25 protein-coding genes and 1 riboswitch are annotated in these 25962 nt (G+C 32.0%); of the genes, 5 read left to right on the top strand and 20 right to left on the bottom strand.

Annotation, left to right across the window (positions count from 1 at the left end; genetic code table 11):
- Window positions 1–23: 23 nt before the first annotated feature.
- The 3 genes from AB1282_RS10230 to AB1282_RS10220 all read right to left on the bottom strand — a co-directional run bounded on the left by AB1282_RS10230 (window position 24) and on the right by AB1282_RS10220 (window position 2063).
- Window positions 24–836 (bottom strand): polymer-forming cytoskeletal protein, encoded by an 813-nt coding sequence (locus tag AB1282_RS10230; RefSeq protein ID WP_056471295.1) that lies wholly within the window; start codon window positions 834–836, stop codon window positions 24–26.
- 20 nt (window positions 837–856) lie between these two features.
- Window positions 857–1474, bottom strand: coding sequence for a DUF4004 family protein (locus AB1282_RS10225; protein ID WP_056471298.1), 618 nt, complete (start codon window positions 1472–1474; stop codon window positions 857–859).
- A gap of 253 nt (window positions 1475–1727) precedes the next feature.
- Window positions 1728–2063 (bottom strand): MGMT family protein, encoded by a 336-nt coding sequence (locus tag AB1282_RS10220; RefSeq protein WP_429899034.1) that lies wholly within the window; start codon window positions 2061–2063, stop codon window positions 1728–1730.
- A gap of 155 nt (window positions 2064–2218) precedes the next feature.
- Between AB1282_RS10220 and AB1282_RS10215 the strand changes: the two genes are divergently transcribed.
- Together AB1282_RS10215 and AB1282_RS10210 are read left to right on the top strand one after the other, a co-directional pair.
- Window positions 2219–2917, top strand: a complete 699-nt coding sequence (locus AB1282_RS10215) for an FTR1 family protein (RefSeq protein WP_429899033.1) — start codon at window positions 2219–2221, stop codon at window positions 2915–2917.
- Between the two features lie 187 nt (window positions 2918–3104).
- Window positions 3105–3395, top strand: coding sequence for a HesB/YadR/YfhF family protein (locus AB1282_RS10210; RefSeq protein ID WP_056471305.1), 291 nt, complete (start codon window positions 3105–3107; stop codon window positions 3393–3395).
- Window positions 3396–3489: 94 nt separating this feature from the next.
- On the opposite strand, the gene AB1282_RS10205 is transcribed toward AB1282_RS10210, so the two are convergent.
- From AB1282_RS10205 to AB1282_RS10150, 12 genes are all read right to left on the bottom strand, one after another.
- On the bottom strand, window positions 3490–5649 hold the full coding sequence (locus AB1282_RS10205; RefSeq protein ID WP_429899032.1) for a PAS domain S-box protein: 2160 nt from the start codon (window positions 5647–5649) through the stop codon (window positions 3490–3492).
- Window positions 5650–5898: 249 nt separating this feature from the next.
- Complete coding sequence (locus tag AB1282_RS10200; protein WP_429899031.1) at window positions 5899–9000, bottom strand: efflux RND transporter permease subunit; 3102 nt, start codon at window positions 8998–9000, stop codon at window positions 5899–5901.
- 111 nt (window positions 9001–9111) lie between these two features.
- A complete protein-coding gene (locus AB1282_RS10195) occupies window positions 9112–10437 on the bottom strand; it encodes an ATP-binding protein (protein WP_429899030.1) in 1326 nt (441 codons plus the stop codon).
- The gene (locus AB1282_RS10190) at window positions 10434–11117 is read right to left on the bottom strand and encodes a response regulator transcription factor (RefSeq protein WP_056471318.1); all 684 of its coding nucleotides are present in this window, start codon (window positions 11115–11117) and stop codon (window positions 10434–10436) included. The genes AB1282_RS10195 and AB1282_RS10190 overlap by 4 nt, the downstream gene beginning before the upstream one ends.
- 182 nt (window positions 11118–11299) lie before the next feature.
- Complete coding sequence (locus AB1282_RS10185) at window positions 11300–11533, bottom strand: hypothetical protein (protein ID WP_056471320.1); 234 nt, start codon at window positions 11531–11533, stop codon at window positions 11300–11302.
- 41 nt (window positions 11534–11574) lie between these two features.
- A riboswitch (cyclic di-AMP (ydaO/yuaA leader) is annotated at window positions 11575–11714 on the bottom strand.
- Window positions 11715–12342: 628 nt separating this feature from the next.
- The gene (locus AB1282_RS10180; RefSeq protein ID WP_056471508.1) at window positions 12343–12690 is read right to left on the bottom strand and encodes a VOC family protein; all 348 of its coding nucleotides are present in this window, start codon (window positions 12688–12690) and stop codon (window positions 12343–12345) included.
- A gap of 40 nt (window positions 12691–12730) precedes the next feature.
- Entirely contained in the window at window positions 12731–13309 is a 579-nt protein-coding gene (locus AB1282_RS10175; RefSeq protein ID WP_056471325.1) for a TMEM175 family protein, read from the bottom strand.
- A gap of 155 nt (window positions 13310–13464) precedes the next feature.
- The gene (locus AB1282_RS10170) at window positions 13465–13989 is read right to left on the bottom strand and encodes a DinB family protein (protein ID WP_429899029.1); all 525 of its coding nucleotides are present in this window, start codon (window positions 13987–13989) and stop codon (window positions 13465–13467) included.
- A 734-nt stretch (window positions 13990–14723) separates the two neighbouring features.
- Complete coding sequence (locus AB1282_RS10165) at window positions 14724–14993, bottom strand: hypothetical protein (RefSeq protein WP_056471328.1); 270 nt, start codon at window positions 14991–14993, stop codon at window positions 14724–14726.
- Between the two features lie 134 nt (window positions 14994–15127).
- Window positions 15128–15529 (bottom strand): hypothetical protein, encoded by a 402-nt coding sequence (locus AB1282_RS10160; protein ID WP_056471331.1) that lies wholly within the window; start codon window positions 15527–15529, stop codon window positions 15128–15130.
- A 238-nt stretch (window positions 15530–15767) separates the two neighbouring features.
- Window positions 15768–15977 carry a hypothetical protein gene (locus AB1282_RS10155; protein WP_056471334.1) on the bottom strand — a complete coding sequence of 70 codons (210 nt, stop codon included), beginning with the start codon at window positions 15975–15977 and terminating at the stop codon, window positions 15768–15770.
- Between the two features lie 135 nt (window positions 15978–16112).
- On the bottom strand, window positions 16113–17120 hold the full coding sequence (locus AB1282_RS10150; protein ID WP_056471337.1) for a serine hydrolase domain-containing protein: 1008 nt from the start codon (window positions 17118–17120) through the stop codon (window positions 16113–16115).
- Between the two features lie 449 nt (window positions 17121–17569).
- On the opposite strand from AB1282_RS10150, the gene mprF reads away from it, so the two are divergent.
- The 3 genes from mprF to AB1282_RS10135 all read left to right on the top strand — a co-directional run bounded on the left by mprF (window position 17570) and on the right by AB1282_RS10135 (window position 21196).
- Entirely contained in the window at window positions 17570–20092 is a 2523-nt protein-coding gene (gene mprF, locus AB1282_RS10145) for a bifunctional lysylphosphatidylglycerol flippase/synthetase MprF (RefSeq protein ID WP_429899028.1), read from the top strand.
- A gap of 205 nt (window positions 20093–20297) precedes the next feature.
- On the top strand, window positions 20298–20750 hold the full coding sequence (locus AB1282_RS10140) for a MarR family winged helix-turn-helix transcriptional regulator (RefSeq protein WP_056471341.1): 453 nt from the start codon (window positions 20298–20300) through the stop codon (window positions 20748–20750).
- A 26-nt stretch (window positions 20751–20776) separates the two neighbouring features.
- Window positions 20777–21196 carry an organic hydroperoxide resistance protein gene (locus AB1282_RS10135; protein WP_056471346.1) on the top strand — a complete coding sequence of 140 codons (420 nt, stop codon included), beginning with the start codon at window positions 20777–20779 and terminating at the stop codon, window positions 21194–21196.
- A 56-nt stretch (window positions 21197–21252) separates the two neighbouring features.
- Here the strand turns inward: AB1282_RS10135 and AB1282_RS10130 are convergent, their stop codons facing one another.
- The 5 genes from AB1282_RS10130 to AB1282_RS10110 all read right to left on the bottom strand — a co-directional run bounded on the left by AB1282_RS10130 (window position 21253) and on the right by AB1282_RS10110 (window position 25866).
- Complete coding sequence (locus tag AB1282_RS10130; protein WP_429899027.1) at window positions 21253–22032, bottom strand: ABC transporter permease; 780 nt, start codon at window positions 22030–22032, stop codon at window positions 21253–21255.
- 12 nt (window positions 22033–22044) lie between these two features.
- Window positions 22045–22767, bottom strand: coding sequence for a phosphate ABC transporter ATP-binding protein (locus tag AB1282_RS10125; RefSeq protein WP_429899026.1), 723 nt, complete (start codon window positions 22765–22767; stop codon window positions 22045–22047).
- A 243-nt stretch (window positions 22768–23010) separates the two neighbouring features.
- The gene (locus AB1282_RS10120; protein ID WP_056471353.1) at window positions 23011–23811 is read right to left on the bottom strand and encodes an ABC transporter ATP-binding protein; all 801 of its coding nucleotides are present in this window, start codon (window positions 23809–23811) and stop codon (window positions 23011–23013) included.
- A gap of 4 nt (window positions 23812–23815) precedes the next feature.
- Complete coding sequence (locus AB1282_RS10115; protein WP_429899025.1) at window positions 23816–24868, bottom strand: FecCD family ABC transporter permease; 1053 nt, start codon at window positions 24866–24868, stop codon at window positions 23816–23818.
- The gene (locus AB1282_RS10110) at window positions 24865–25866 is read right to left on the bottom strand and encodes a FecCD family ABC transporter permease (protein ID WP_056471359.1); all 1002 of its coding nucleotides are present in this window, start codon (window positions 25864–25866) and stop codon (window positions 24865–24867) included. The genes AB1282_RS10115 and AB1282_RS10110 overlap by 4 nt, the downstream gene beginning before the upstream one ends.
- Window positions 25867–25962: the final 96 nt, after the last annotated feature.

Below are 25962 nucleotides of genomic sequence, written 5' to 3'. Positions count from 1 at the left end.
ACTCAGGTTATCCCTTAAGTCGCTTATTGTTCTAATTTCTTTACATCCTTTACCTTTGCTGAAGGATGTATCTGAACATCTTCTGTATATTCCACAAGGTCGATTACACATTTTGGTCCAATTGTTACAGCATCGCCCCGTACTACACTTGCTGTCGTATAATCAATCTTTACAGCACTTCCCTCAATTACATCTGATTTGAAGTTCATTCGATTGTTAAATAGTTTAGTAAAAACACGTGAAAATATATTATTGTCATCGAATCGACTAATTTCAATCGTTTCTCCACCAATTTCAGGTATATAGCTAAATCCATGATGAGGTAAATAGCCAAATCCACCATGGGTAATTTTTACGTTTTCTGCATTTAATAAACCATTCATTGACAAGTGACCTTTAGCTGTAAATACTTCACATTCAGATCCTTTTTCTGTAGAAAGCGATCCTTTTACAGTAATCACTTCAGCCTTCACTATTCCTGTCGTTTTCATTGAGCCTGAAACATTAATACTTTGAACATTTAAGTCGCCCTTTGTTTTAAAGCTTCCGCTAACATTCACATCTCCACCAGAAACTTTTCCATCAATCGAAGCAGATCCACTGACACTCATTTTTTTTGCATCAACATCACTTAAACATTTAGCGCTCCCACTGCAATTAAAATATTCAGTTTCGACTTTTCCATTGAATTTTGCTGAGCCACTTACTTTCACTTCATGACAAAAAATATCACCAAGTATACGTCCGCTTCCACTAATTCTAACGTCATCATATTTGCCAGTACCAATTGTACCTGAACCGTTAATAATCGCATTCTGCTTTGATTGCACGCTCACTATAATCTCTCCTCCATAATTTATTTAATCGATTTATTTAAATAGTTCGAGAGAGTAACATTGATTAAGATCGAATCCTTTTGATCTACAAACGTTTCATGTTGATTTCCAATAATCCATGTACCCATACCAAATTTTCGAATATAAATGACAGTCGCTTCATCCAAGTTAATTTGGTTTTTATGTGTTTCAACCAAATTTAGAAATTGCTTTATTTCCTCTATTGTTACACTTCCTTTTGAAAGCCACTCGTTTACAAAAAGTAGTGAACATAATTGAACCGTACCTAAATGCTCTAATTTAGTATTTGGAAAAAGTGATTGATATATTTGTACGACTTGTTTAGGGATTTGCTCCAAAGATAAAGTAGCATTCCCACGATCAGAAACGATTTCTTCATTGATTGAAAACACTCTAGCAATATCATCTAATGATTGATCATCCTTCAGCTCTTTTATTTTTTCAATTCGATCCAAAATTTTCTGTTTTGGAAAAAACGTTTCCTGTCCAGTGAAGCTGGATTTCTTCATAAACCACTCTTCAGGAATGATATTTTTCCTTTTCCATCTATAAAGCTGTCCGTACGATATGCCTGTAAGTTGTAGTAAATCTTTTTTTGAAATTAATTCTTCACTCATATGACATTCCTCCTGACACGAGTATAACAAAACAATGTTTCATTGTAAAGGTTTCAATCGTAACACTTTCGAACTAACATTTTTACAATTTCACAACTTTATTGTTCGTAACAATGTTTTAAACATAGTCATTTTCAGTATTCACCATCGTTACCAATTTAAAAATTATTAGAGCAAAAAAAATACTCAAATCCATTAATAAATGAATTTTGAGTAACAATCTCATTCTTATTTTAATAGCTTGGATGCGCTCTTATATTAAATCCACATCTTCTTTCTCAAGAACTACACTTACTTGATATTCCTTCAAGTTAACGGTTCGCTCGCTCACAAATTTGACCCCTTCGTTTTGGAGGAAACGCTTTTGCATTAAAAATCCTTCTTCATCTTGGATTCCTATTTCACCTTTAGCATTTATAACTCTATGCCATGGCAATTGGTATTTTTGGCCCATCGAGTGTAAGATTCTTACAACCTGTCTAGCTCCTCTTGGACTTCCTGCCAATTTTGCAACTTGACCATATGTCATTACTTTTCCTGGTGGAATATTTTTAATAACTTCTATCGCTCTACTTGTAAAAGATTCCATTTTTTCCCCTTCTATAATTCACATTTTGGACCATTTTATATTAATTTTACCACATAACTTATTATGCCTATTTATTAATAAAATAGTGTCCATTCCTACTATTAAAGAATAGTCTAGTTAGTAGATTTAAATCTAATCGGGAGGATGATAGTGAGTTGAATGCTAATTTTTTAATAGCTTTACGAGAAGGCCTTGAGGTTTCTCTAGTAATCGGGTACCTACTCATTACTTTAATCCAGAGTAAAAAAGAGCATTTAATTAAGTCAGTAATTTACGGTACAATACTTGGAGTAATTGTTAGTATTTTTGTTGGATTTTTCTTATTTACAACATTCGGTGAACTAAATGGAAATGTTGAACATACGATCGAAGGTGTAATCCAATTAATTGCAGCATTGCTAATCTTCTATTTTATCTACTGGTTAAGTGGACAAAGTAGCATTAATATTTCAGATAAACTAAAATCAGAAGTTAAAATTATGGATAGTGGTATTTCATTATTTTTAATGGCAAGCGTATTTGTAATCCGGGAAGGCTTAGAGCTAGTTCTGTTTGTTTTATCAAATGCACATTCAATCGCCTTTGTTGGTATGATTTCTATTTTACTAGGAATAATCGCAGCTGTCTTAATCGCATATTTATTTATCAAAACTACAATTAATTTAAATATTAAAGTGATCTTTACTTTACTGGGTATTCTATTAATTTTCTTTGGCGGTAAAGTATTCACCGAAGGTCTTTTCTCCTTTATCGATGCTACCCCACTAGTTGAACAAATCGTCTATTATGGGTTTGTCGTCATTTCTCTATTTATTTTATTTAAAAACAACATACTATCATTTTTCAAAAAATAAGATAGATTAGTCTAATGCGCCTCTCCCAAAATACTTCAATCAGAAACGAAAACCTGCAAGCTAATGTGGGTTTTCTTTTTTATTCTAAAATTTCTACCATCACTTTTTACACTTAACATCACTTTTCTGTATAGTTTTTCACATTCATACTATAATATTTTTATAAGATAAAGAAAGGTCGGTTACAATGAAAATTACAATTTCCGAAGATGCAATAAAATGGTTTAAAGATGAGATGGATGTAAAAGAAGGAGATACCATACGTTTTTTCGCGCGATACGGTGGAAATAGCACAATACATAAAGGCTATTCTTTAGGAGTTACTAAAGAACAACCTGTGAACATCGGTGAATCTATTACGGTTGATAACGTTGTTTATTTTATTAACGAAACGGATTTATGGTATTTTAAAGATTATAATTTAAACGTAATTGTAAATGAAAATAATGAATTACATTTTGATTATGAACCTAAATAATAAAAAGAGCTTAGGTAGCGTTTGTGCCTAAGCTCTTATTTGTTATTGGTTGTTGAAGTAGAAAGTTGAGTTTCTTCTTCAAGTAACTGGCAGATTAGTTCAATAAATTAGCCTTTTCATTTACGAGCGGTATGATAACTTCTATAGTTGTACCTTTGTTTACTTCACTCTCAATATGGACTTCGCCAAAATGATTATCTATGATTTTTTTACTTATCATAAAACCTAAGCCCGTTCCTTTTTGTTTCGTAGTATAGAATGGTTGGCCCAACTTACTAATCGTTTCTTCGGACATCCCGCCTCCTTCATCAATAATTTGGATCATCAATTTTTTTTCATCTCTTTTTTTGGTTTGAATCGTTAAATTCCCACCTTTTTTCATAGCTTCAATCGCATTTTTAATAAAGTTAATAAACACCTGTTTCATTTGATTTTCATCACAATTAATCTGAAGATCTTCCTTTAGAAACTCAGTGATAATTTCAACATTATTCATAATTGCTTCCGTTTTTAAAAGAACGATAATTTGAGTTAATAACATATGAATATCTGTCTGTTCCAATTTATTGATTTGTGGCTTTGCTAGAATAAGTAGTTCACTAAGAATTCCTTCGATTCGTTCACATTCTGACGACATAATTTTAAAATACTCTTCTTTATCTCCAAATCCATTCTTCATCAAATAAATGAATCCTTTAATAGAGGTGATAGGGTTTCGGATTTCATGGGCAATTCCTGCCGCTAATTGACCAGCAACAGATAGTTTTTCGGTGTTTTGTAACATTATTTGAGACATCTTCCACTCCGTAATATCCCTTAAAGTTGATGACCAACCATCCAAATTACCTTGTGCATCGTGAATGGGCGCTGCTGATAATATAACATTAACCTTAACCCCATCTTTTCGAACACGGATTGTTTCTTCTCCGAAAATAACCATTCCTTGCTTCACTTTACCTTCAAATCGTTTTACTTCTGTCAAAATTTCGTCTGGAATAAACCCCAAATCATACAAATGGACACCCTGTATCTCTTCTCCTGTCCAACCAAACATTGTCTCATATGCTTTATTAGAATGTACTACATCACCATTCCGATTAAAAATTAATATACCATCTACATTGTTTTCTATATATGATTCGAGTTGTTTCGATTTAATTTTGACCGTTTCCTCCGCTTTTTTTCTTGAGGTGATATTACGGCAAATCCCTGTGATTCCTGTCACATTTCCTTTCAAATCAACAATTGGAGAAAGAGTTGCACTAACGTGAATTAGACTACCATCCATACATTCTCTAATAGTTTCTAGAGCAACAACAGATACACCTGTCCTTACTTTATTATGAATTTCTTGAATAAAATCATTTAGAAAATCGGGAACAATCGGTAAAGTCTTCCCTATAATGCTTTCTGCTGAATAACCAAACATTGTTTCAAATGAGGAATTAATCTCTAACACTCGATCTTCCAAATCAATGACCCAAATTGCATCTGCATTGTTGTGAACAAAAGATTCTAGTCTTTCTTTCGTTTTGCTTAATTCATCCTGCTCCAATTGACGATCTGTGATATCTTTTGCAATTCCATATACTCCAACTATCTTACCATTGATAATAATCGGCATATTTGTAACATTTAAATAGACAACAGTTCCATTTTTATGTAATGTTTTTACTTGGTATCTCTGAGTAATACCTTCCGTAGCTCTTTTATAATGTTCCATTACTCGATCCAAGTCTCCTTTACTTACTAGAGGTACAAATGACATCTGTAATAACTCCGATTCAGTATATCCGAACATTCTTTCCATAACTGGATTTACACTAAGATAATTTCCATTTAAATCAAAAGAATATACTGCATCTGGATTTTGTTCAAAAAGGGATTTGTAATGTTCGTCCTTTTGTGTTTGTGATAGCTTCCTATCAGATATGTCTTGGAAATATACACTTAATCCGTTTAATGAAGGATAGGCCTTCACTTCAAACCACATATTAAGTGGGGGAAAATATGCTTCAAATAAAACTGGTTTTTGTTCACGAATCGCTCTATGATAATGATTATAAAACACTAACTCTATTGCTTCTGGAAATTCACTCCATATATTTTTACCAACCAAGTTATCCCGTTTACGAAAAAGTAGACGGGCAGCCGCTGAGTTTACATAAGTAAAATTCCAATTTACATCTAGCGCAAAGAATCCGTCGGTAACTCTCTCTAAAATCTCATATGCGTTTTCTTTTGTGTTACTCATCTGCTCCCTCGCTGTACATTTATATTTATTATTGTCAGTGATAGTCTACTCATTTGTAATTATTTATTCCTATTCTCTCAAAAGAAACTATTCTTGTCGAATGTACGAAAATCCTGCTAATAACATATTCATTTAACTTTTTGAAAAAAAGGAATCTTTTTAGTTCAAAAATCAACATTTTCATTTAACAGAGTTTTGTTTTATATACAAAAGAGTGCCCCACTTTTTATGTGAGGCACTCTTCATCAATTATTCTTCAATCTTTTTCTTTTTGCTTACTAACTTATAAATAACTGGAATAATGATTAGTGTTAAGAATGTTGAAGTTGTTAATCCACCAATTACAGTTACTGCTAATCCTTTCGAAATTAAGCCAGATGTTGAATTTGAAAGGGCCATTGGTACTAATGCAAGAATTGTCGCTAATGCTGTCATTAGGATTGGACGTAATCTTGTCTTTGAAGCCTCGATTAATGCGTCAGTTACATCTAATCCATTTCTACGGTTATGTTCAACACGGTCTAATAATACAACCGCATTCGTTACAACAATACCGATCAACATTAATAGTCCGATCATTGCACTCATTGATAGTGTTTGCTTGCCAATAAATAACGCTAAGAAAGCTCCCACTGGTACAAAGATTAATGATGTTAAAATAACAAACGGTGTTCTTAAGCCACCAAATGTCATACTCATGATTAAGAATACTAATCCAACAGCAACTACCATTGCTATTCCTAAACTGCTGAATCCATCTGTAATCATATCTAAACCGCCGCCAATTTTCATATCGACGCTTTTTGGTAAATCAATTTTATTTAAGTGACTTGTTACATCTTTTGTAATTGTTGCTGTGTCTTTACCTTTTACTTCTGCACTTACTGATGCATACATTTTTCCATCATCATGGTTGATTGAAACTGGTGCATCCTTTTCAGAAATTGTTACATAGTCTTTAATTTCTTTCGGACCTGTTGCAGTCATAAATTTAATTTTTTCAATATCTTCTTTTGAGGTTGCTTTCGTTTTATAGCCTACAGTAAGCTTATTTGTTTCGCCGTTTAAATCGTAATCACCGATTTCAACGTCGTTAATTTTTTCATTAATAGCTCCCATAACTTGGAACATTGAGATATTTTCATCGCGTGCTTTATCGTTTAATGTAATTTCTAATTTAGGTTGAACGTCTTTTAAATTATTAGAAACATTTTTCAAACGATCATCACTATTTAATTCTTTTTCAATTTTTGATGCTGCATCTTTTAAATCATTAAAGTTTGCAGAATATAAATTCACATCAATATTGTTCCCTGTTGGAGGACCATTTTGAGAAAGTTCTTTTGCTACGATCGTTGTACCTTTTACTTTCGCATCAACAATTGAAGGAACTTCTTTGTTGATTTTTGAAAGCTCTTTATTCATGTTCTTTCCATCTTTTAGATTGATTTGGAAGATCGCTTTATTTTTGCCACCATCCATATTCATCATAAAATCACGTTTACCACCAACAGTAGCTTGTACACTGTCAATTAGGTCTGAATCTGCAAAGTATTTTTCTAATTCTTTTGCAACTACATTTGATTGGTCCACAGTACTATTTGATGGAAGCGTTGCTGTCACTTGAAGTGTTTTATTTACACTACCAGGTAAGAATGAGAATCCTAATAAAGGAATCATCGATAATGAACCAGCTAATAAAACGATTGATAATAAGATAACAATCCATTTACGTTTTAATGCAGAGCGCAATAATTTTTCGTAGTTTCTCATAAAACGAGTATCATTACTATGCTCTTTTAATGGTTTTGATAAGAATTTTGCTCCTAATGTTGGAATTAAGATAATCGCAACGATTAAAGAAGTTAAAATTGAAACGACTACTGAAATTGCAAATGGTCTAAAGAATTCTCCAATAATACCACTTACAAATGCTAAAGGTAAAAATACTACTACTGTAGCAAATGTAGAGGATGCAATGGCACCGATTACTTCTTTTGTTGCATATAATGCCATTTCTTTTTTCTTATATTGGTTACCTTTTTGTTGTTTCCATCTGAAAATATTTTCAATTACAACGATACTATCATCAACAATACGTCCTATTGCAACAACTAGACCACCTAAAGTCATAATGTTCAATGTATAACCCAATGAATTTAATACTGATATTGTTGTAAAAATTGAAATTGGTAAAGATAAAATAGAAATTAATGTAGCTCGAATATTTCTTAAGAATAACAGAATTACTACTACTGTAAATAAAGCACCTAGTAGACCTTCCTTAATTAAAGAACTAACGGATTTTTCTATTTCTTTCCCGTTATCCATAATGACATGAGTTTCTACATTGTTATCCTTTTTAAATGATTTAATTTCTTTTTTAACATCTGTTGCTACATCCGCTGTATTTGAATCTTGTGTTTGAGAAACAGATAAAATATAACTTTCTTTTCCGTTATATCTAGAAATTTGATCTTGAACCGAAACTACTTTTACATCTGCAATGTCAGCAACAGTAACATTTTTTGGCGTAACTGTTTGTGCTTGTCCTGCACCTCTACCTAGTTGTGCTCCTTGAGTCATCGTACCCATTTGTGTACTTTGGGCAGCTGCACTAGATAAAACTGTTTTTTTGATTTGATCGACTGAGTTTAACGTACCTTTCATTCGAACAGAAACTGTTTTTCCATTATTCTCAACAGATCCTAATGGCACTGCGTAATCTAGACCTTGAATTGCCGTTTTAATAGTATCTAAAGAAATCCCTTTTTCTTCAGCTTTTTTATTATCTACAACGATTTGAATTTCTTCATCTTTAGTTCCTTGAAGACTTACATCACTAACACCAGTGATTTTTTTAATTTGAGGAAGTAAATCTTTTTCAATTGATTGTTGTAAATCTTTTACTTGTCCGTTATTTGCAATTGCAACTTGATAAATAGGAGCAGAATCCATCGCAATTCGCTGAACTGTCGCTTCTGCTTTATCAGGTAATTTTGTTTTATTGATTACATTATCAACGTCTTTTTCAATTTTATCCATATCCGTTCCAAATGGATAAATCAAAAAGATTGAAGCCATATTTTCACTTGAAGTACTTGTTAACTGATCATAGTTTTCAAGCTTCATTAAACCTGATTCGATTGGTTTAGTGACTTCAGTTTCTATGTCCTCAGATGATGCACCAGGGTATACTACCTGTACTGCAACAGCTGGAAATGAAACATCAGGAAATGTTTCAATTTGTATTTTTTGGGCAGAGTATATTCCCCCTATTAAAACAAGAACACTTAATATAATAACTGATATTGTGTTCTTCAAACTTAATTTCGTTAAGCCTGCAAACATAATGTATCTATTTCCCCTTTCGATTCGTTACAATTCTAATACGTGATTAGTTTATCAAATCTATATGAACAGAATATGAACAATTAAGAACATAATTTGAACTTTTTTATTTTACAAGATTTTCGGTAGGATAATCGTAAAGCTAGTTCCATTTCCAACAACACTTTCAACCTCTATTTTCCCTTGATGTATTTCCATTATTTTTTGTACAATCGAAAGACCAAGACCAGTTCCTTTTTTATTTCTAGAACGGTCTGCTTGATAAAATCGCTCAAATATCCGCTCAATATCTTCCTTACTAATCCCTAGCCCATTATCGCTAATGAGCACGTGAATATTATGATCTAATTCCAAAATATCCACTTTAATATACCCAGCTATATTTGAGAACTTAATCGCATTTTGAAGTAAATTAATCCATACTTGTTCAAGTAGTAAACGATCTGCCACTATTTCTGTTTGTGGTAAATTTAAAACTAATTGAAGCTTTTTACTTTCCCAGTGTGGCTCTAATGTCAAAATAATTTTTCGAATTTGTTCATCTAATTTGTAGGTCGTAGGCTGGAATGGGTGTTGCTCAGAGTCCAATGAAGCTAACTTTAATAATCTTTCACTCATCATTGAAAGACGTTCACTCTCTGTTTCAATAATGGATAAATAATGTTCCTTTTTTTCTTCAGTTAATTGCTTATTTCTTAAAACTTTTGCAAATCCCTTAATAGATGTTAACGGTGATTGAATTTCATGAGAAACATTTGAAACAAATTCACTTCTCATCTCTTCTAACTTGTTTAATTTATTCGTCATTACATTAAAGTTGGAAGCAAGTAATCCAATTTCATCCTTACGTTTAATCGTTACTTGAACATCATAGTTACCTTTAGCCAGTTCTTTTGTAGCACGAATTAGCTCTTTTACTGGCTTTACTAATAACTTAGCTACAAATAAAAATGTTACTGATCCAATGATTAAGGTTGTCAGTAAACTAAAAAATAAAACTCTCCGCATTTTAAAGAACCCACGATCAATATTGGGCTGAATAAATAAAGCGTATTTATGCCCATCTTTTTGAAAAGGTAGGCCGATGAGATATCCTTTTGTTTGAACATCACTTTTGTTTAGAACGGTTAATACTTGTTCTTTTTTTATATTCTTCTTTTTTAGTGCTGTATTTTTCAAAACGATTTTACCCGACTCATCATACAGTGATAGATAAAAATTTTTACTAAGAATTTGTAACGTCGCATCTACTCCATTTTGATTATCTTGTTTAGAGTATATGGAAATAAAATTTTCTCCAACATCTATTAAATCACTTTGTACTTCTGTTTCAACATGTTTTATAAAGTATTTTGAAGTGATAAAAAAAGTAATGACTAAACTCAACAAAATAACTGAAATAAAGATTAAAACCAATCTTGTATACATGCTTTTCATGTGTGATTTTCCTCTAATTTATAGCCTAAACCTCTTATTGTAACGATTTCGACCGTAGCCTTTAACTCTCTTAGACGCTCTCGTATTCTCTTTATATGCACATCAACCGTGCGTTCATCTCCTTCATAATCAAGTCCCCATATTTGCTCAATCAAATCATTCCTCGTAAAAATTCTTCCAGCTTGACTAGCAAGCTTCATCAATAATTCAAATTCCTTTAATGGTAACGTAATCGATTGATCATTTGCTGAAATTTCATATTTAACTTGGTTAATCGTTAAATTACCTACAAAAATATTTTTATCAGTTAGTAATTGAAATCTTCTTAATAGAGCTTTTACACGTGCTACAATTTCCAAAGGATCAAAAGGCTTTACAACATAATCATCTACCCCTAGATCAAAGCCCTTTAATTTATCCTGAGATTCCCCTTTTGCTGTGACCATTAAAATCGGAATATCATAATACTTTTTAACCTCTTTTGTCAGCTCATATCCATCTACTTCAGGCATCATCACATCAACTACTACTATTTGAATATTATTGTCTTCTAGTATCGTTAATGCTTCTTGACCGTTTTCAGCCTCAAGAACCGTATAGCCTTCACCACTTAAAAAAATAGAGATTAACTCGCGAATATTTGCATCATCATCGACAACTAATACTTTTACATGATTCAATAAATCCACCTACTTACATTTCCAAATAATTATGTACATATTATATAAATTCATTATGAACTAAATATGAATTAAGAAACCAAAACTAAATAAATAAAAAAGAGAATGGCTTAGTTGGCCACTCTCTTAAGGAACTATTAAATGTTTTTTCGACCTATTTTAATTTCGATAGTATCGGCAAATCAATCTATTCTAACGACTTTACCTGATTTTCTCTCTCTAACGATTCTCTTCCTATTCCCTGACTTTTTACTTTTATATTTTCCATTTTCATCATCTACTACAGAATCCTTACGAGTCATAAATACTGCCATTAACATAGTTAAAATAAGAATTCCACCAAATATATACATTTCTAGCACTTCATAACCCCCACTTACTTCTTCATTTACCAAAATTGAATGCAAAAAAGACACTAGGAAAATCTCCAGTGCCTTAATAAGACATCATTTTGGAAACCTTCTCCCTACACGCCTACGAGGTTAGCTGTCGGATTCGGACCTAAAAAGTAGCCCTACCTAAAAAGGATTCACCCCAAAGTACAATTGCACAAAAATTGGTTCCCCCGCTTTAAAATTGAAATGTCCCTTTATTAATAGAAGAAACACTCAACTAAACTCAGCGATCTATGGTCATTTAATTTTATGTATATTACTTAAATTACAATTCAACTACTAAATTGTAAACTATTTTACTAGTTAAAGAAACTAATATGTCTTTTGATTAAATATGTTGTGTCAATAAATGACCATTATGATAAGTATAAAAATCTTTTCCTAATTGGTTTTTCAAATGAAAAATGAGCAAAATTACTTACTCATTCATGAGTCGATTCTCTGTTTTGAAATCCTAATTCACAGCCGGCTAACTCATGTAATCTTTGATTAAGGTCCTTTAAAATAAGTAATAACCCCCATTATTAATATACAAGTGACATATAACAAAAAGATGGTTCCAAGAATTCTTCCTGCGCTTTTATTCTTTTTCTTTGCCAATTTGTTTATTAAGAAAACAATAATAGCTATTACGATAATGAGAGTTAATAGAGGTAAAAAAATAAATAAGTCCGACATAGATTGTTCTCCTTTTTGTAATCTCTATACATTGATTTACTAAAAACTAATATTCTAGAGAGAATCTTTTTATTCCTTGTTTATCTAAATCACCCGTTCGTACAAAAAGAAAAAAGGATTGCCGTAGCAATCCTTTCTTAAATAAGAATCCGTTATTTCTCCCAAAGTTCAACCAATCTACCTTCAGGATCTTTAATCCAAGCAAACTTACCATATTCACTAACCTCTTTTTCCTTTGCAAGAGGTACACCCACTTGTTCAAGATGCTTAATCGTCTCGTCTAGATTATAAACTTGAAAATTTAACATTACTTGCTGTTCTGTTGGGAAATATCTGTCTTCTTCAGTAAAGAAAGAAAAGATTGTTTCATTTTCAGAATCGGGTTTAATAATAGTCCCATTCCAATTTTCTATTTCAACATTCAGCACTTTACTGTACCATTTTTTTAATGCATCCAGATTTTTAGTCCTCCAAAATATTCCCCCGAAACCTTTTATCATCATAATCAGCTCCCTAACTTTTTATAAATTTATTAAAATATTACTTTGTTTGCATAACTTTCTCTATTCGACGATCCGGTAATAACCACAAAATTGCAACGAATACATATATTATTTGAGCGAACCAAGGCCAGATCAAAGACGTGCAAACTGCAGATAAATAACAAACCACAGATACTTTTCCTTTCCAATCGTTACCTACAGCCTGTTTTAACTTTGAATTCTTTCCCTCTTTTTTGATAATTATACCTTGTAATATGAAGTAAGCTATTGCCGCCATTAAGAGTATTACACCATAAAGCATTGTAGGATAAGGCTTATAATGGTTTTCTCCCATCCAACCAGAAGCAAAAGGAATTAATGATAACCAGAAAAGCAAATGAAGATTAGCCCACATGATTGATCCTGTCACCTTTTGTAAAGTGTGTATCATATGATGGTGGTTGTTCCAGTAAATACCTACATAAATGAAACTAAGTAAATAACTAAGAAAGGTTGGGAAAAGTTGTAATAAGTCTTTTATATTCGGACTATGAGGAATCCTAATTTCAAGGACCATAATTGTAATAATGATAGCAAGTACACCATCACTAAAAGCTTCTAACCGATTTTTATTCATTGTTCACTCCCTATTATTATTTGTCTTTTTGTTTTATTTATTTTTCTATCTATTTAAATTCCTTATTTCTTCTTAAAATAATAACAACATAATTTTTAAAAATTATCAGATTGGTTAGTTTAAAGAATGTATTCTAAATACAACTCTAAGACCTGTCACTTAACAAGCCTTTCTTCTAACTCACTTTTTTGGCGCAAGTGATGACGAAAATGCATATAAACCAAATCATACCATTCCCTTGCATTTAACCAACCGAACCCTCCATGCTGGACTTTATAATTTGGATTTATATCATCCACTTTTGATTCCCATTGGCTCAACCTTAGTATTACTTGATCAATTCTGCTGATGAGCTCGTCCTTGCTATCTGAATTATTAGGTGGATCATTTAGTTCACCCGGTAATTTAATTTTAATTGGTGGAAATCCCCCGATTTTATATAAATGCTCACCAAATTCCGTTTTCCCAAGGGGTTGTTCATCATTTAATGTAGCACATGTTTCCAGGCTATCTAGGTATTCATGTGCACAAATAATTAAATGGTCATACATTTGACCAATAGACCAAACCTCCTCTTCAGATTTATACCTTAACTGCTCCAAAGAGTAATTTTGAAGCTCGTTTTTGTATGTATTAATCAGTTCAATTCCGCGCAGGTTAGATTCCTCCTTTATAATCACTCAAATCTAAAATTTTACATTTTTTGCATATGTAACTAATCATTCAATATTCGTTTACAAATACCTTCTTCAAATTACCTACCATTTATCTCAATTAAAAAATCGACTTTACAGTCGATTTTTTTTTACGCAGTTGAAAAACAGCCTTGTCAATTAAATTACCAAATTTTCGTAAAAGGAGTAGAGTGATGTTGATTTCCACTACAGGCTCGCTTTCCATGGGGCGAGACCTGAGCCTCCTCGGCGAGTCTGCGGGGTCTCAGCCTTCCCGCTTATCCCATAGGAGTCGAGCACCCCTTTCGTTCCAATCAACTAATATATCAAAAAAAGTTTACGATAAAATACTAATTAAATCTCCTTTACTTAGTGTAACAGTTTAATAATCAATTTTTAAGATATTAGAGATTCATCATCGACTTTTAAAATAATCATTAGTTTGCTGGTATATTATTATTGTTGAAACACTTTAACATTTAAAATCGATAAATATAAAAAAAATGAATTTTAACACCAATACTGTTCCACTAAATTTTGTTTCCCTATAGACCGTTTTATATTTCATTAGTCGATTTTTTTTGTAATAGTAAATTATACTTTACATACGTACTTTAATAGAGCCCTAATTCTAAATGAAGTTTATTTATATAGATCCACAAACACAAAAAAGGAATCTACTAAATTAATGATTCCTCAAAAATTCTCTTTAGCTATGATACTATTCAAAAAACTAAATTTTAATATGGAGTAGGTATAGCCGTTCCCGGTGGTCTCCACCAAGTTTCAACAGTTTTCCAAGCAGTATTATAATCGTAACCTTTTCCCATTAAATATCCTATAGCAACTGCTTCTGTTAATGCATGTTGATAGCCAAGGTGTTGTGCTTCTTTTAATCCATGGCTAACAGCTGGGTTTATTAATGTTAAAATTTGTTGTGGATTTACAGCTTGCTGTGGATTTCTAAAATAATCATTATGATTATAAGGTACATAATTGTAGAAGTTCATATTAACTTTCCTCCCTTTTGAATAACGTATTATGCAATTCTGGGCTTTCGAATCTTTATAATATATGTAGATTTGGGAGTTTGCGGAATAGGCTATAAGCATGGCTTAAAAATTTTTTAGGTGAAAATTACAAATTAATGCAAAGTGTGGTTTAAACTGCTATAATTCAAAAATGTTTCAATTGCAGTAACTAATTTTGTATCATCTTTTTTTGTCTTACCTTCTATTTCACTAGTTGTGAAACTCATTAACTTTTTGTTGTGATTATAAAATGTAACACTGTATAACCATCCCTTTACATCAGTCGTTTTATTTTGGACAACTTTAATATGTTTAATATCACTAATAAAGTTATTAATTGCTTTCTGTTCTGTTATTACAGTGTTCTTCCCATTCTGCCCGTTAGTAACTTCAATTTTATTAATTTCATTTAAATTCCCGTGAAAAACTTCTGAAAAACTCTTGCTATCCGTATTACATCCAGAAAGTAATGAAAATAAACTAATACAAAGAAGTATGCATATAATTTTTTTCATATTTACTCCACCTTCAAATATTTTTAAGTTAATTATATCAACTTAAAGACTTGTATAATTTGGGGGAATTTCAAATTTTTCATATAAATTCAGACGATTCGTATGCACTTAATCTGCAATGTAGTTCAAGTAAGAAAGATCCACTTCTCAGACGATCATGTTGTTCAACTAAAGCATTCATTAGTTGAATAATGGTTTAAATAGTTGTGATTGATAATAGTTCATCTTTGTGAATTAATTAATCCTCATTTGATTCTTCATGAAAAATAAAAAAATATGTTTCTCCACTGTCATCTTCAAATGCTATATTCATCATACTAACCTTTGAAAATGGATTATTTAAATTTCCTAATTCATAACCTGGTTTAAATTCGAAGATGTACTCTTTATCTTCTTCAAGAATGTATTCTTTGTTTTCAATTACTAATTTTATAGACAGTTTACTCATTCTTATATCCTCTTATCTGTAAAATGTGGACTTGCTGTTAAATTACAGCATGCATTAGCCAACCATGAATGTTTAGATTAACCACAGTCAATAGAAGTTATGTCGCACTTCCATAGTAGTTGACTTAGAATGTTACTATTCCCTAAATGCATCTGCCACTATATTACTGAATTCTCTTAAATAATAGAGATAATTATCTCCACCATAGTTATATCTTTTGTTATACATTTTAGCTACAACTACATTATATTTAGGTATTACTAGAATAGTTGGTCCTGTTATTCCTAATATTTGATATGATCCTAGTGGTACTCTATCACCAATCTCACTGTTCTTTCTCGGAATATCTTGAACATACCAAAACAAGCCATTTTGTGGTAAGTCCTTATTTTTATAATTAGAATTTTGAACTTGAGTTGCTATTTCAATAACTTCCTTCGGGACTACCTGTTTTCCATTTATATTTCCTTTATTTAAATGAAGATTACCCCAGTATGCAAATTCTCTTGTTGAGACATGAAGGTTAGACTCGGAGCCATCACTTGAATATCCTAATTTAAATGCTGCTTCTTTGTCAGGATTATCAATTACTTTAACTAATCTCTCATTTTCTTTTGTATCCCAACTAGTTTCTTTTAATCCTAATGGTGTAAAGACCCGTTCTTTTAGTAGTTCTGGAAAGCTTTTGTTATACAGTTTTTTTATGAGATTTGTCATCATTGATATGTTAATCCCTCTATATGCCCACCCTTGACCCGGTTCAAATTCTCTAAAAATAGATCCATGATCTGTCTCATTCAACCCATGTGAATGTGTAACTAAATGTCTTATTGTTGTTTTTCCAAGTATTTTTTCATCTAGTTCATCAAAATATTCGATTGCATAATCATCAAGGCTTTTAATTTTACCTTCAATAAGTGCAAACGCAACTGCTAATCCTAAATAACTTTTTCTTGCAGAAGCAACATTGAACTTAGATGTTCGTGTTACGGGTATAGAAATATCAGAATTACTATGAAAACCATTATACTTTTCTAGCACGATATTATTATCTTTCATGATGATTAGAGCTGAAGCAGAACTTCGATTTCGATCATTTATATTATCTACCCAGTTTACTATTTCTTTGAATTGATCACTCATATACTTTATCCACCTATACTTCGATTAAATCTATTAATTCAACATTTAATTAGGTTTTCCTTGTTCAACAATTCTGCCATTATGTTGAACAATAAAAAGACAAATATAAAAAAATTACTTTAAAAATCTGACTATTATAGTTGTTAGGAACAATAGATGCCACACTCCTACGGAATATGTGGATCCTGAGCCCATTTACGTGACGTGGAGTCTTAGGTATCATGCTCAGCAAGCACTTGTAATGCAAATCTAAGTTCTATTTTCAACGATATTAAATCTAAAATAGGTCTGATAATTAAAATCTAATTAACTTTATATCCGCAAAATAATAAGTTATTAAATTTTCTAAGACGTAATAATATTCTTCTTGTTAAATAGTGGAATAATATGGAATACTAAAGCTAATAACTATTATTTTATTTGTTGAATAATAACTTCAGGAGTGTCTTATGAATAAGTTTCGGATTAGTAAAGTAGGTTTATTTAAACTATTTTTCATTTCAATATTGCTCGTTACATTTATATTTGTTGGAAAAAACGTACTTTTAAATTTCGACTTTAAAATGTTCTTTAACTATATGGAGTCTCTTACATTAATACAGTATATTTTGATTTTTGCATTAGGTATTATAGCCGTATCTCCAATGTTTTTATATGACTTTGTACTTGTAAGACTATTAAAATTAGATTTCAGTTTTCGAAAAATATTAATGGTAGCTTGGCTTGCAAATACTTCCTCAAACCTAATTGGTCTTGGTGGGGTAGCAGGTACTACCATTCGAACACTATTTTATCGAAAAGATCGCACCGGACCAGAAATTGTTAAAGCAGTGAGTAGTGTAACGATATTCTTACTTTCTGGATTATCAATATTGAGCTTAGTTTTATTTACTGGAATATTTAATTTATCATTTTTAAATGAATATAAGTATTTATATATTGCTATTATCATTGCAATTTGTTATTTCCCGGTTATGTTTTTAGTCGTTTATTTAAAACGTAATTTTTTCTCGGAGAATTTCTCCGCAAAATATATGCTTTCACTGGTTGTCATTTCTTTATGTGAATGGTCATTTATTTTTTTATTCATTTACTTCATTTGTTTATTTTTACATATCGACATTTCAATCATAGAGGTATTACCTGTTTTTTTAGTAGCCTCTGTTGCAGCACTCTTAAGTATGATTCCAGGTGGACTTGGATCTTTTGATTTTATTTTCCTACTAGGTTTTACATACTTTGGAATCGACAAGGAAACGACACTTCTTGTTTTATTGATTTATCGTTTCAGTTATTTCTTTTTCCCGTTTGCTTGCGGTATTATTTTAGCTCTTAAATTATTATGGAATAAAATAAATCAGTCATTTAATAATATTCCAAATCAAATTTCTACTTATTTAGGGCATAAACTTTTAACGATTTTAATATTTTTATCTGGCGTTATTCTATTAATTTCTGCTGCTGTTCCTAGCATGCTTTTAAGAATTAGTCTTTTAAATTTAATTTTACCTTCGACAATTATTAATATTTCACATTTAATTTCTGTCACAGCAGGCTTTACATTGTTAGGACTCTCTCGTGGAATTGATTATAAAGATAAAAGAGCATGGTATATTACACTATTCATGCTAATTGTTGGGGCAGTTACAACGTATTCAAAAGGATTAGATTATGAAGAAGCTCTTTTTGTATTAGCAGTTGCTTTTATCTTATTTATTTCAAAGAAACAATTTTATAGAGAAAGCTTCGTTTTAACTTGGGGTAAGCTGATTGTTGATAATTTTATTTTATTCTTCTTTTTAGGTAGTTATTTACTTATTGCTTATATCAATCTACCTCAAACAAATGTCAAAATACCTGCTAAATACTTGCCTTATATACTTGTTAATTCGAGGGACATCGTTATTAGTGCAGTTCTTGGTTTTGCAGCTGCTTTACTATTTTTTTATATCGCATTTTTTAAAGTTAAAAGAAAACAATTTGAATTTATAAGTACGAAAGCTGAAGAAGAAAAAATAAGAGAACATTTTAATCAGTATGGTGGTACCGAACTTTCACATTTGGTATTTTTACATGATAAATATTTATTCTGGGCTCAAGATGAGACAGTGTTATTTATTTTTCAGCCATATGCAGACAAATTAGTTATTTTAGGTGACCCGGTCGGTGATAAGTCTCGTTTATATCCTGCTATTGAGGAATTGTTAAACTATGCCGATCAATTTGGATATACACTCGTCTTCTACCAAGTAAACTCAAATTCACTATCCTATTTACATGAAAACGGGTTTGATTTCTTTAAACTTGGTGAAGAAGGCTTTACTGATATCTCAACATTCACCTTATCAGGAAAACGTAATAAAGGAATACGTGCACTTTACAATAAATTTGAACGTGAAGAATATAGCTTTGAAATTATAGAACCACCTTATTCAAATGAATTCTTTACGGAATTAAAGGAATTATCACAAGAGTGGCTAAAAGGGCGAAAAGAAAAAGGGTTTTCACTTGGCTATTTTGATGAGGATTATATCAAACTTGCGCCTGTAGCTATTATTAAAAATAGTGAAAATAAAATGATCGCTTTTGCATCCATTATGCCAAATTATAATGATCATACGATTTCAATTGATTTAATGCGCCATAAAGTTGACGCTCCAAAAGGAATTATGGACTTTATGTTTGTTAACTTAATTGAATGGTTTAAGTCTAGAAATTTTCATTATTTTAATGTCGGTATGACACCTTTAGCAAACGTAGGACTATCTAAGTATTCATTTACAAGTGAGAAAATTGCAGCGCAAATTTATCAATATGGACAATTTTTATATCACTTTCAAGGTTTAAGAAGTTTTAAAGAAAAATATGTTAATTCTTGGACGCCTAAGTTTTTGGCCTATCATAAAAAAACATCCTTACCGATCACAATGCTACAAATAACATCGTTAATTTCTAGGTCTAGAAAAAATTAAATTTACAGCCAGTTAATGTATTGAACATTGACTGGCTTTTTTATTGTGAATAAGTTGATTTTCACTTCAAACCTGCTCAATTAATAATCAAAATAAAAAAATTGGTAAAAAATAATAGTTATTATCGCTTGCAAAACTATTTGCCATCAATTATGATTGTGTCATATTAAATTGTGCACAATAAATATAGAAGGATGTTGATTGAATGAATAAAGAAAATCAGCTTTTGCTCGAGAATCAATTATGCTTTTCAATTTATGCTTGTTCTCGAGAAATTACGAAATTATATCGCCCAATCTTAGATGAGATCGGTATAACGTATCCGCAATATCTTGCATTGCTTTCGCTTTGGGAAAAAGACCAACAAACTGTTAAAGAACTTGGGGAAACTCTTTTTTTAGACTCAGGAACTCTTACACCAATGCTAAAACGGATGGAATCTGCCGGACTAATTATTCGCAAACGTGATTCGAGTGATGAGAGAAAAGTATTTATTACATTAACTGAAGAGGGTACTAAATTAAAAGAAAAAGCTTTTTGCATCCCTGAGAAGTTTTTCAAGGAAAGTAATGCTTCTCAAGAGGAGTTTTTAACAATATTAAATCAAACAAAGGCTTTATTAAAGAAAGTTCAATCTGCAAATGAAAATAAAAAATAGATCATTTATATTAAGGAGAGATTGTAATGGAAAAATTATATACTGCTACAGCAACTGCAACAGGTGGACGTGACGGAAGAGTTATTTCATCAGATGATTTTATTAATTTATCACTTAAACCACCAGTGGAATTAGGCGGACCTGGTGGAGCAACGAATCCTGAACAACTGTTTGCAGCTGGTTATTCAGCTTGCTTTGACAGTGCATTAAATTTAGTAGCTCGTAGGCAAAAAATTAAACTAGAATCTACATCAGTAACTGCAAACATAACAATCGGTAAAGACCCTGCTGATGGAGGATTTAAATTAGCTGCTCAGCTTGATGTAAAAGTACAAGGTGTTCCAACAGAAGTAGCCGTAGAACTAGTAAAAGCGGCACATGGCGTTTGCCCATATTCAAAAGCAACTAGAGGAAACATGGACGTACAATTAAGAGTAATCGGATAATATTTAATATAAAGGGAGAAGGAAAAATTTTCACTTACCTCCTTCTCCCTCTATTCTTATCCTTGTTCTATGATCGTTTCATACTTCAGTGAATCGTCTTTTGTGAAGAATTTTCTATAGGATAGAAGTGTTGAGGCGAATACACTAATTGCAATTGCACCAATTAAAATGCATTCTATTAGCAATTGATATTTAATCGCATATAAAGGACTTATTCCAGCAAAGATCATTCCTGTCATCGAACCTGGTAAAGTAACAATTCCTACAGTTTTAGCTCGATCAATTGATGGAATTAAGGCAGCTTTAATTGAATTTTTTATGACATTATTTGATGCTTGTTTAGTTGTTGCACCTAAGCATAATGCAGCTTCAATTTGGTTTTTATTTGCCTGAATTTCAGCTCTAAGTCTTGTTAATGCTAAACTATTTGCATTCATTGATGTGCTAATAATCATACTTGATATTGGAATAACATATTGAGCTTTTAAAGCAATTTTGTTTGCTACCAATACGACTCCTAAAGAAATCATGACGCCTAGTAAAATACTAATAAATGAAATAAAAAATGCGCCTTCAATCTGGTGAGACCTTTTACTAGAAGTATAAGCGCCGAATAAAATCATACAAAATAAAATAATGATTACAACTAATAAATGTTTAACTTGCAGTATGTATTCAAGTACATAGCCCATAATCATTAATTGAATGACTGTCCTAACTGAAGAAATGCCAATGTCTTTTTCAACACCAAGCTTTTGATAATAAGACAATCCAATAGCAATTATGATCAATAGAAATGTCAGCGATACACCTGTTATTTGCAAATTCCCTTCCATTTCCCCACCTCTTTAAGCAATTGTAGAAAGAAAATTTTTCCCTAATTCAGTGCGTGGATTATTAAAAAATTCATTAACAGGACTCACTTCTACTAATTTCCCGTCAATAAGTAACCCTACTCGATCAGCTATTTGTTGAACTAGATCCATATTATGTGTAACAAGAATAACTGTTAGATTTTCTTCTCTTTTTAAAGTTACTAGAAGCTCCTGAATATGTAGAGTCGATTGAGGGTCTAATGCTGAAGTAATTTCATCACATAATAAAATAGTTGGTTTCATAGCTATTGCTCTTGCGATCGATACTCTTTGCTGTTGACCAATCGAAAGCGTTAAAGCATTTCGATCAAGTAATTTCGTCTCTAATCCTACTTTTTCTAATAAAGATTTCGCTAGTGTTTTGGAATCTGTCTTATCATAGTTTCCAGTTAATTTGAGTCCAAACAAAATATTATCCTCTATGCTCCCTTCAAATAATGAAGGAGTTTGCAGGATCATTACTGCATTTTTTCTTAAATTTTGAGGAGTCATTTTGTAAATTGATTGTCCATTTAAATGAATATCACCTTTGCTAATCGACTGTAATCGATTTAAAGTCCGGAGCAATGTCGATTTCCCTGCCCCTGAAGTTCCAATTAAACAAAAAATTTCCCCCTTATTCGTTTGAAAAGTAATGTTTTTAAGAATTGAACTACCAAGAATATCTACACTTATATTGTTAATTGATAATGTCATTCTATCTCACCTCTTTCTAAATGAAAGGTGTCCCATACTTGGACACCTCAGACTGTTGACAAACGCTCGCTTTCTTCGTTGCTTCGCCTGTCTGTGGTGCTCATTACCGTCTAAGGTAACTCCGCTCCTCACCAGGCTTCACGCCTCGAAAGACAAGCGCTTGCAATCAGTCTGAGAATCAAGCTTTTAGTACTTTGTCTACAAACTAAGGTGTCCTATATTTGGACACCTTTTTAGAGTTGATTAAATTATTTTTCTTCCTCGCCCATGAGGTATACAAAGTGGCGTTCCGAATAATGGATCCTTCACAATATCGCAGTTCATACAGAAAACGTCACAGATTAAGTTCTGATTAATGATTTTTTCTGGGTCTCCTTCTGCGTAAACTTCACCATTTGAAATCGCAACAACATTGTGTGCATATCGACATGCTAGGTTAATATCATGTAGTACCATAACAATTGTACGCTGTTCTTTTTCATTTAATTCGTAAAGTAAGTCTAAAATCTCGATTTGATGTGTTAAATCCAAATAGGTTGTTGGTTCATCTAATAGGATTGTATCTGTGTCCTGAGCCAATGTCATCGCAATCCAAGCACGTTGACGTTGTCCACCAGATAATGAATCGACTAATTGATCCTTTAATTCATACATATTTGTAATTTTCAAGGCATGATTTACTTTTTCTTCATCTTCTTTTGACCATTGTTTTAACCAAGTTTGATATGGATATCTCCCTTGTTTTACTAATTGAAAAACTGTTAAACCTTCAGGTGCAACAGGACTTTGAGGTAGGATTGAAAGATTACGTGCAATTTCCTTTGTAGGTCGCTTACTTATTTCTTTTCCATCAAGTAAGATGGTTCCACTTTTTGGTTGAAGTAATCTTGCAAGTGAACGAAGTAATGTTGATTTTCCGCACCCATTAGCTCCAATTAGAACTGTGATTTTTCCTTTTGGGATTTGAAAATTTAATTCGTTTATAATTGTTCGATCATCATACGATAACGTTAATTTTTCTGTTTCGATTGCGCTCGTTGACATCTTATCACCTTTTTCCAGTCTTAAATAATAAATAGATAAAATATGGTGCACCAATTACGGCAGTAAATACACCAGCTGGTATTTGAATTGGACTAAATACCGTTCTTCCGATTGTATCAGCCACTAATACCATGATGGCACCGATTATTCCAGATAAGGGAATCAATGCACCGTAAGAAGCACCAACTATTTTCCGAGCAATATGGGGTGCAATTAATCCAACAAATGCGATTGCTCCTGCAAATGCAACTGCACCAGCTACTAATGCTGTACTTATAAATAACAAGATTAGTCGATTTTTTTCTACTTGAACACCTAAGCTTGTTGAAACTTCATCTCCAAGTTGTTGCGTATTGATTTGTCTAATAAACGATAAAGCTAACACGATAAAAATTAGAGTCCAGACTGTAATGATTTTAACCTGTTCCCAGTTCGCTCCATATACGCTCCCGGTTAACCACATATTCGCTTCAGTTGCTCTAAAAATAGGTCCAATAATCATAAAGAATGAAGTTGTCGCTTGAGCTAATGCCGAAAATCCAACTCCTACTAAAACTAATCTTAATGGCCTTAATTCCCCATCCTTATAAGCAAAAGCATAGACAAATACTAAACTGATGATGGCACCGATAAATGCCGCTAATGGTAGCCATTTTATACTTACTGTTAATTGATTTGTACGATCATTACTAAAAATGGCTAAAAATAATACAACGGCAGCACCTGCTCCACCTGTTATCCCAAGAATATCCGGAGATGCTAGTGGATTTCTAACTAACCCTTGAAGAATCGCTCCAGCAATCGCTAAAGAAAGCCCAGCAAAAATTGCAATGATGATTCGAGGCATTCGAAATGCTTGAATAAATAATTCATCTATTTTTTCACCATCACCAAAAATAACAGATAATACTTTTGGAATAGAAATGTAACGGTCACCTAGCGTTAAGCTCACTATAAATGAACTGATCAGTAAAAGAAGTGCAATGATTAAAACGGAAAATGATTGCTTGTTAAATAGTAGTGAAAAATACTTGTTTCTTAATTTGAGCATGTTCATTTTACTGTACCGCCTTTTCTTGCTAAGTAAATAAAAAATGGTGCACCAATAACTGCGGTCATAATACCAACTGGCGTTTCTTCTGGCATTAATATGTAACGCGATCCTACATCAGCTAATAGAAGTAAAATTGCTCCGAAAATACCGCAAAATGGAATCATCCAGCGATAATCATTTTTAACGAACATTCTAACTATTTGAGGAACAATGATACCAACTAATCCTATTGGTCCTGCTATACTTACAGCACCACCTGCTAGAATGATCACTAATACGACTAATGTCGTCTTTAATAAAGCTGTATTTTGCCCTAATGCTCTAGATACATCTTCTCCCAGCATGAATGTGTTAATCTTTCCACCAAGTGCAAGTGACATCACCCAAGCTATTACGATATATGGTAGTACCATATGTAAAGAATCAAGTGAACGACCTTGAACTGAACCTGCTAGCCAAAATAGAACTTGCTCTAGTGCTACTTCATTAGTTACTAGTAAGCCTTGGGTAATTGAGCTAAACATAGCTGCAATTGAAACACCGGCTAGTGTTATTTTTAATGGTGTCGCTCCGTCTCTCCCTATTGAACTTAACCCAAATACTAATATCGCTGATAATGTAGCTCCTATAAATGAAAGCCATATAGTCGCATTAGGTGATTGTAAATGGAAAAATGTAATACTAAGTACAATCATCATTGAGCTACCTGCGTTAATTCCTAGAACGCTAGGTGATGCTAAAGGATTTTTCGTTAAAACTTGCATAAATAAACCGGCGATTGCTAAGCTTGCTCCTACTATTGAAGCAATAATCGCTCTTGGTACCCGAACATTTTGAATAATTAACTGTTCATTTGATCCATCAAATTGTGTAAATGAATGGATTAAACTTGTAAAACTAGTATCCGTATATCCTAGTAAAATACTAGAAAAAAAACAAATTACTAAAAATAAAATACAAGCTACTAATACGATAACTCTTGATCTTAGGTGAATTAGCATTTTATATCTCCTACTATTCTATTCTCTTCTATTAGTCTAAATGATACGAATTATCAAGTCAATGAGAATGATTTTCATTTTCTTATTGACTTCTAA

It is taken from the genome of Gottfriedia sp. S16(2024) (genome assembly GCF_050473765.1).
Classification (GTDB): Bacteria; Bacillota; Bacilli; order Bacillales; family Bacillaceae_G; genus Gottfriedia.
The sequence above is the reverse complement of the archived record's forward strand: the minus strand, read 5'-3'. Positions and strand labels throughout refer to the sequence as shown.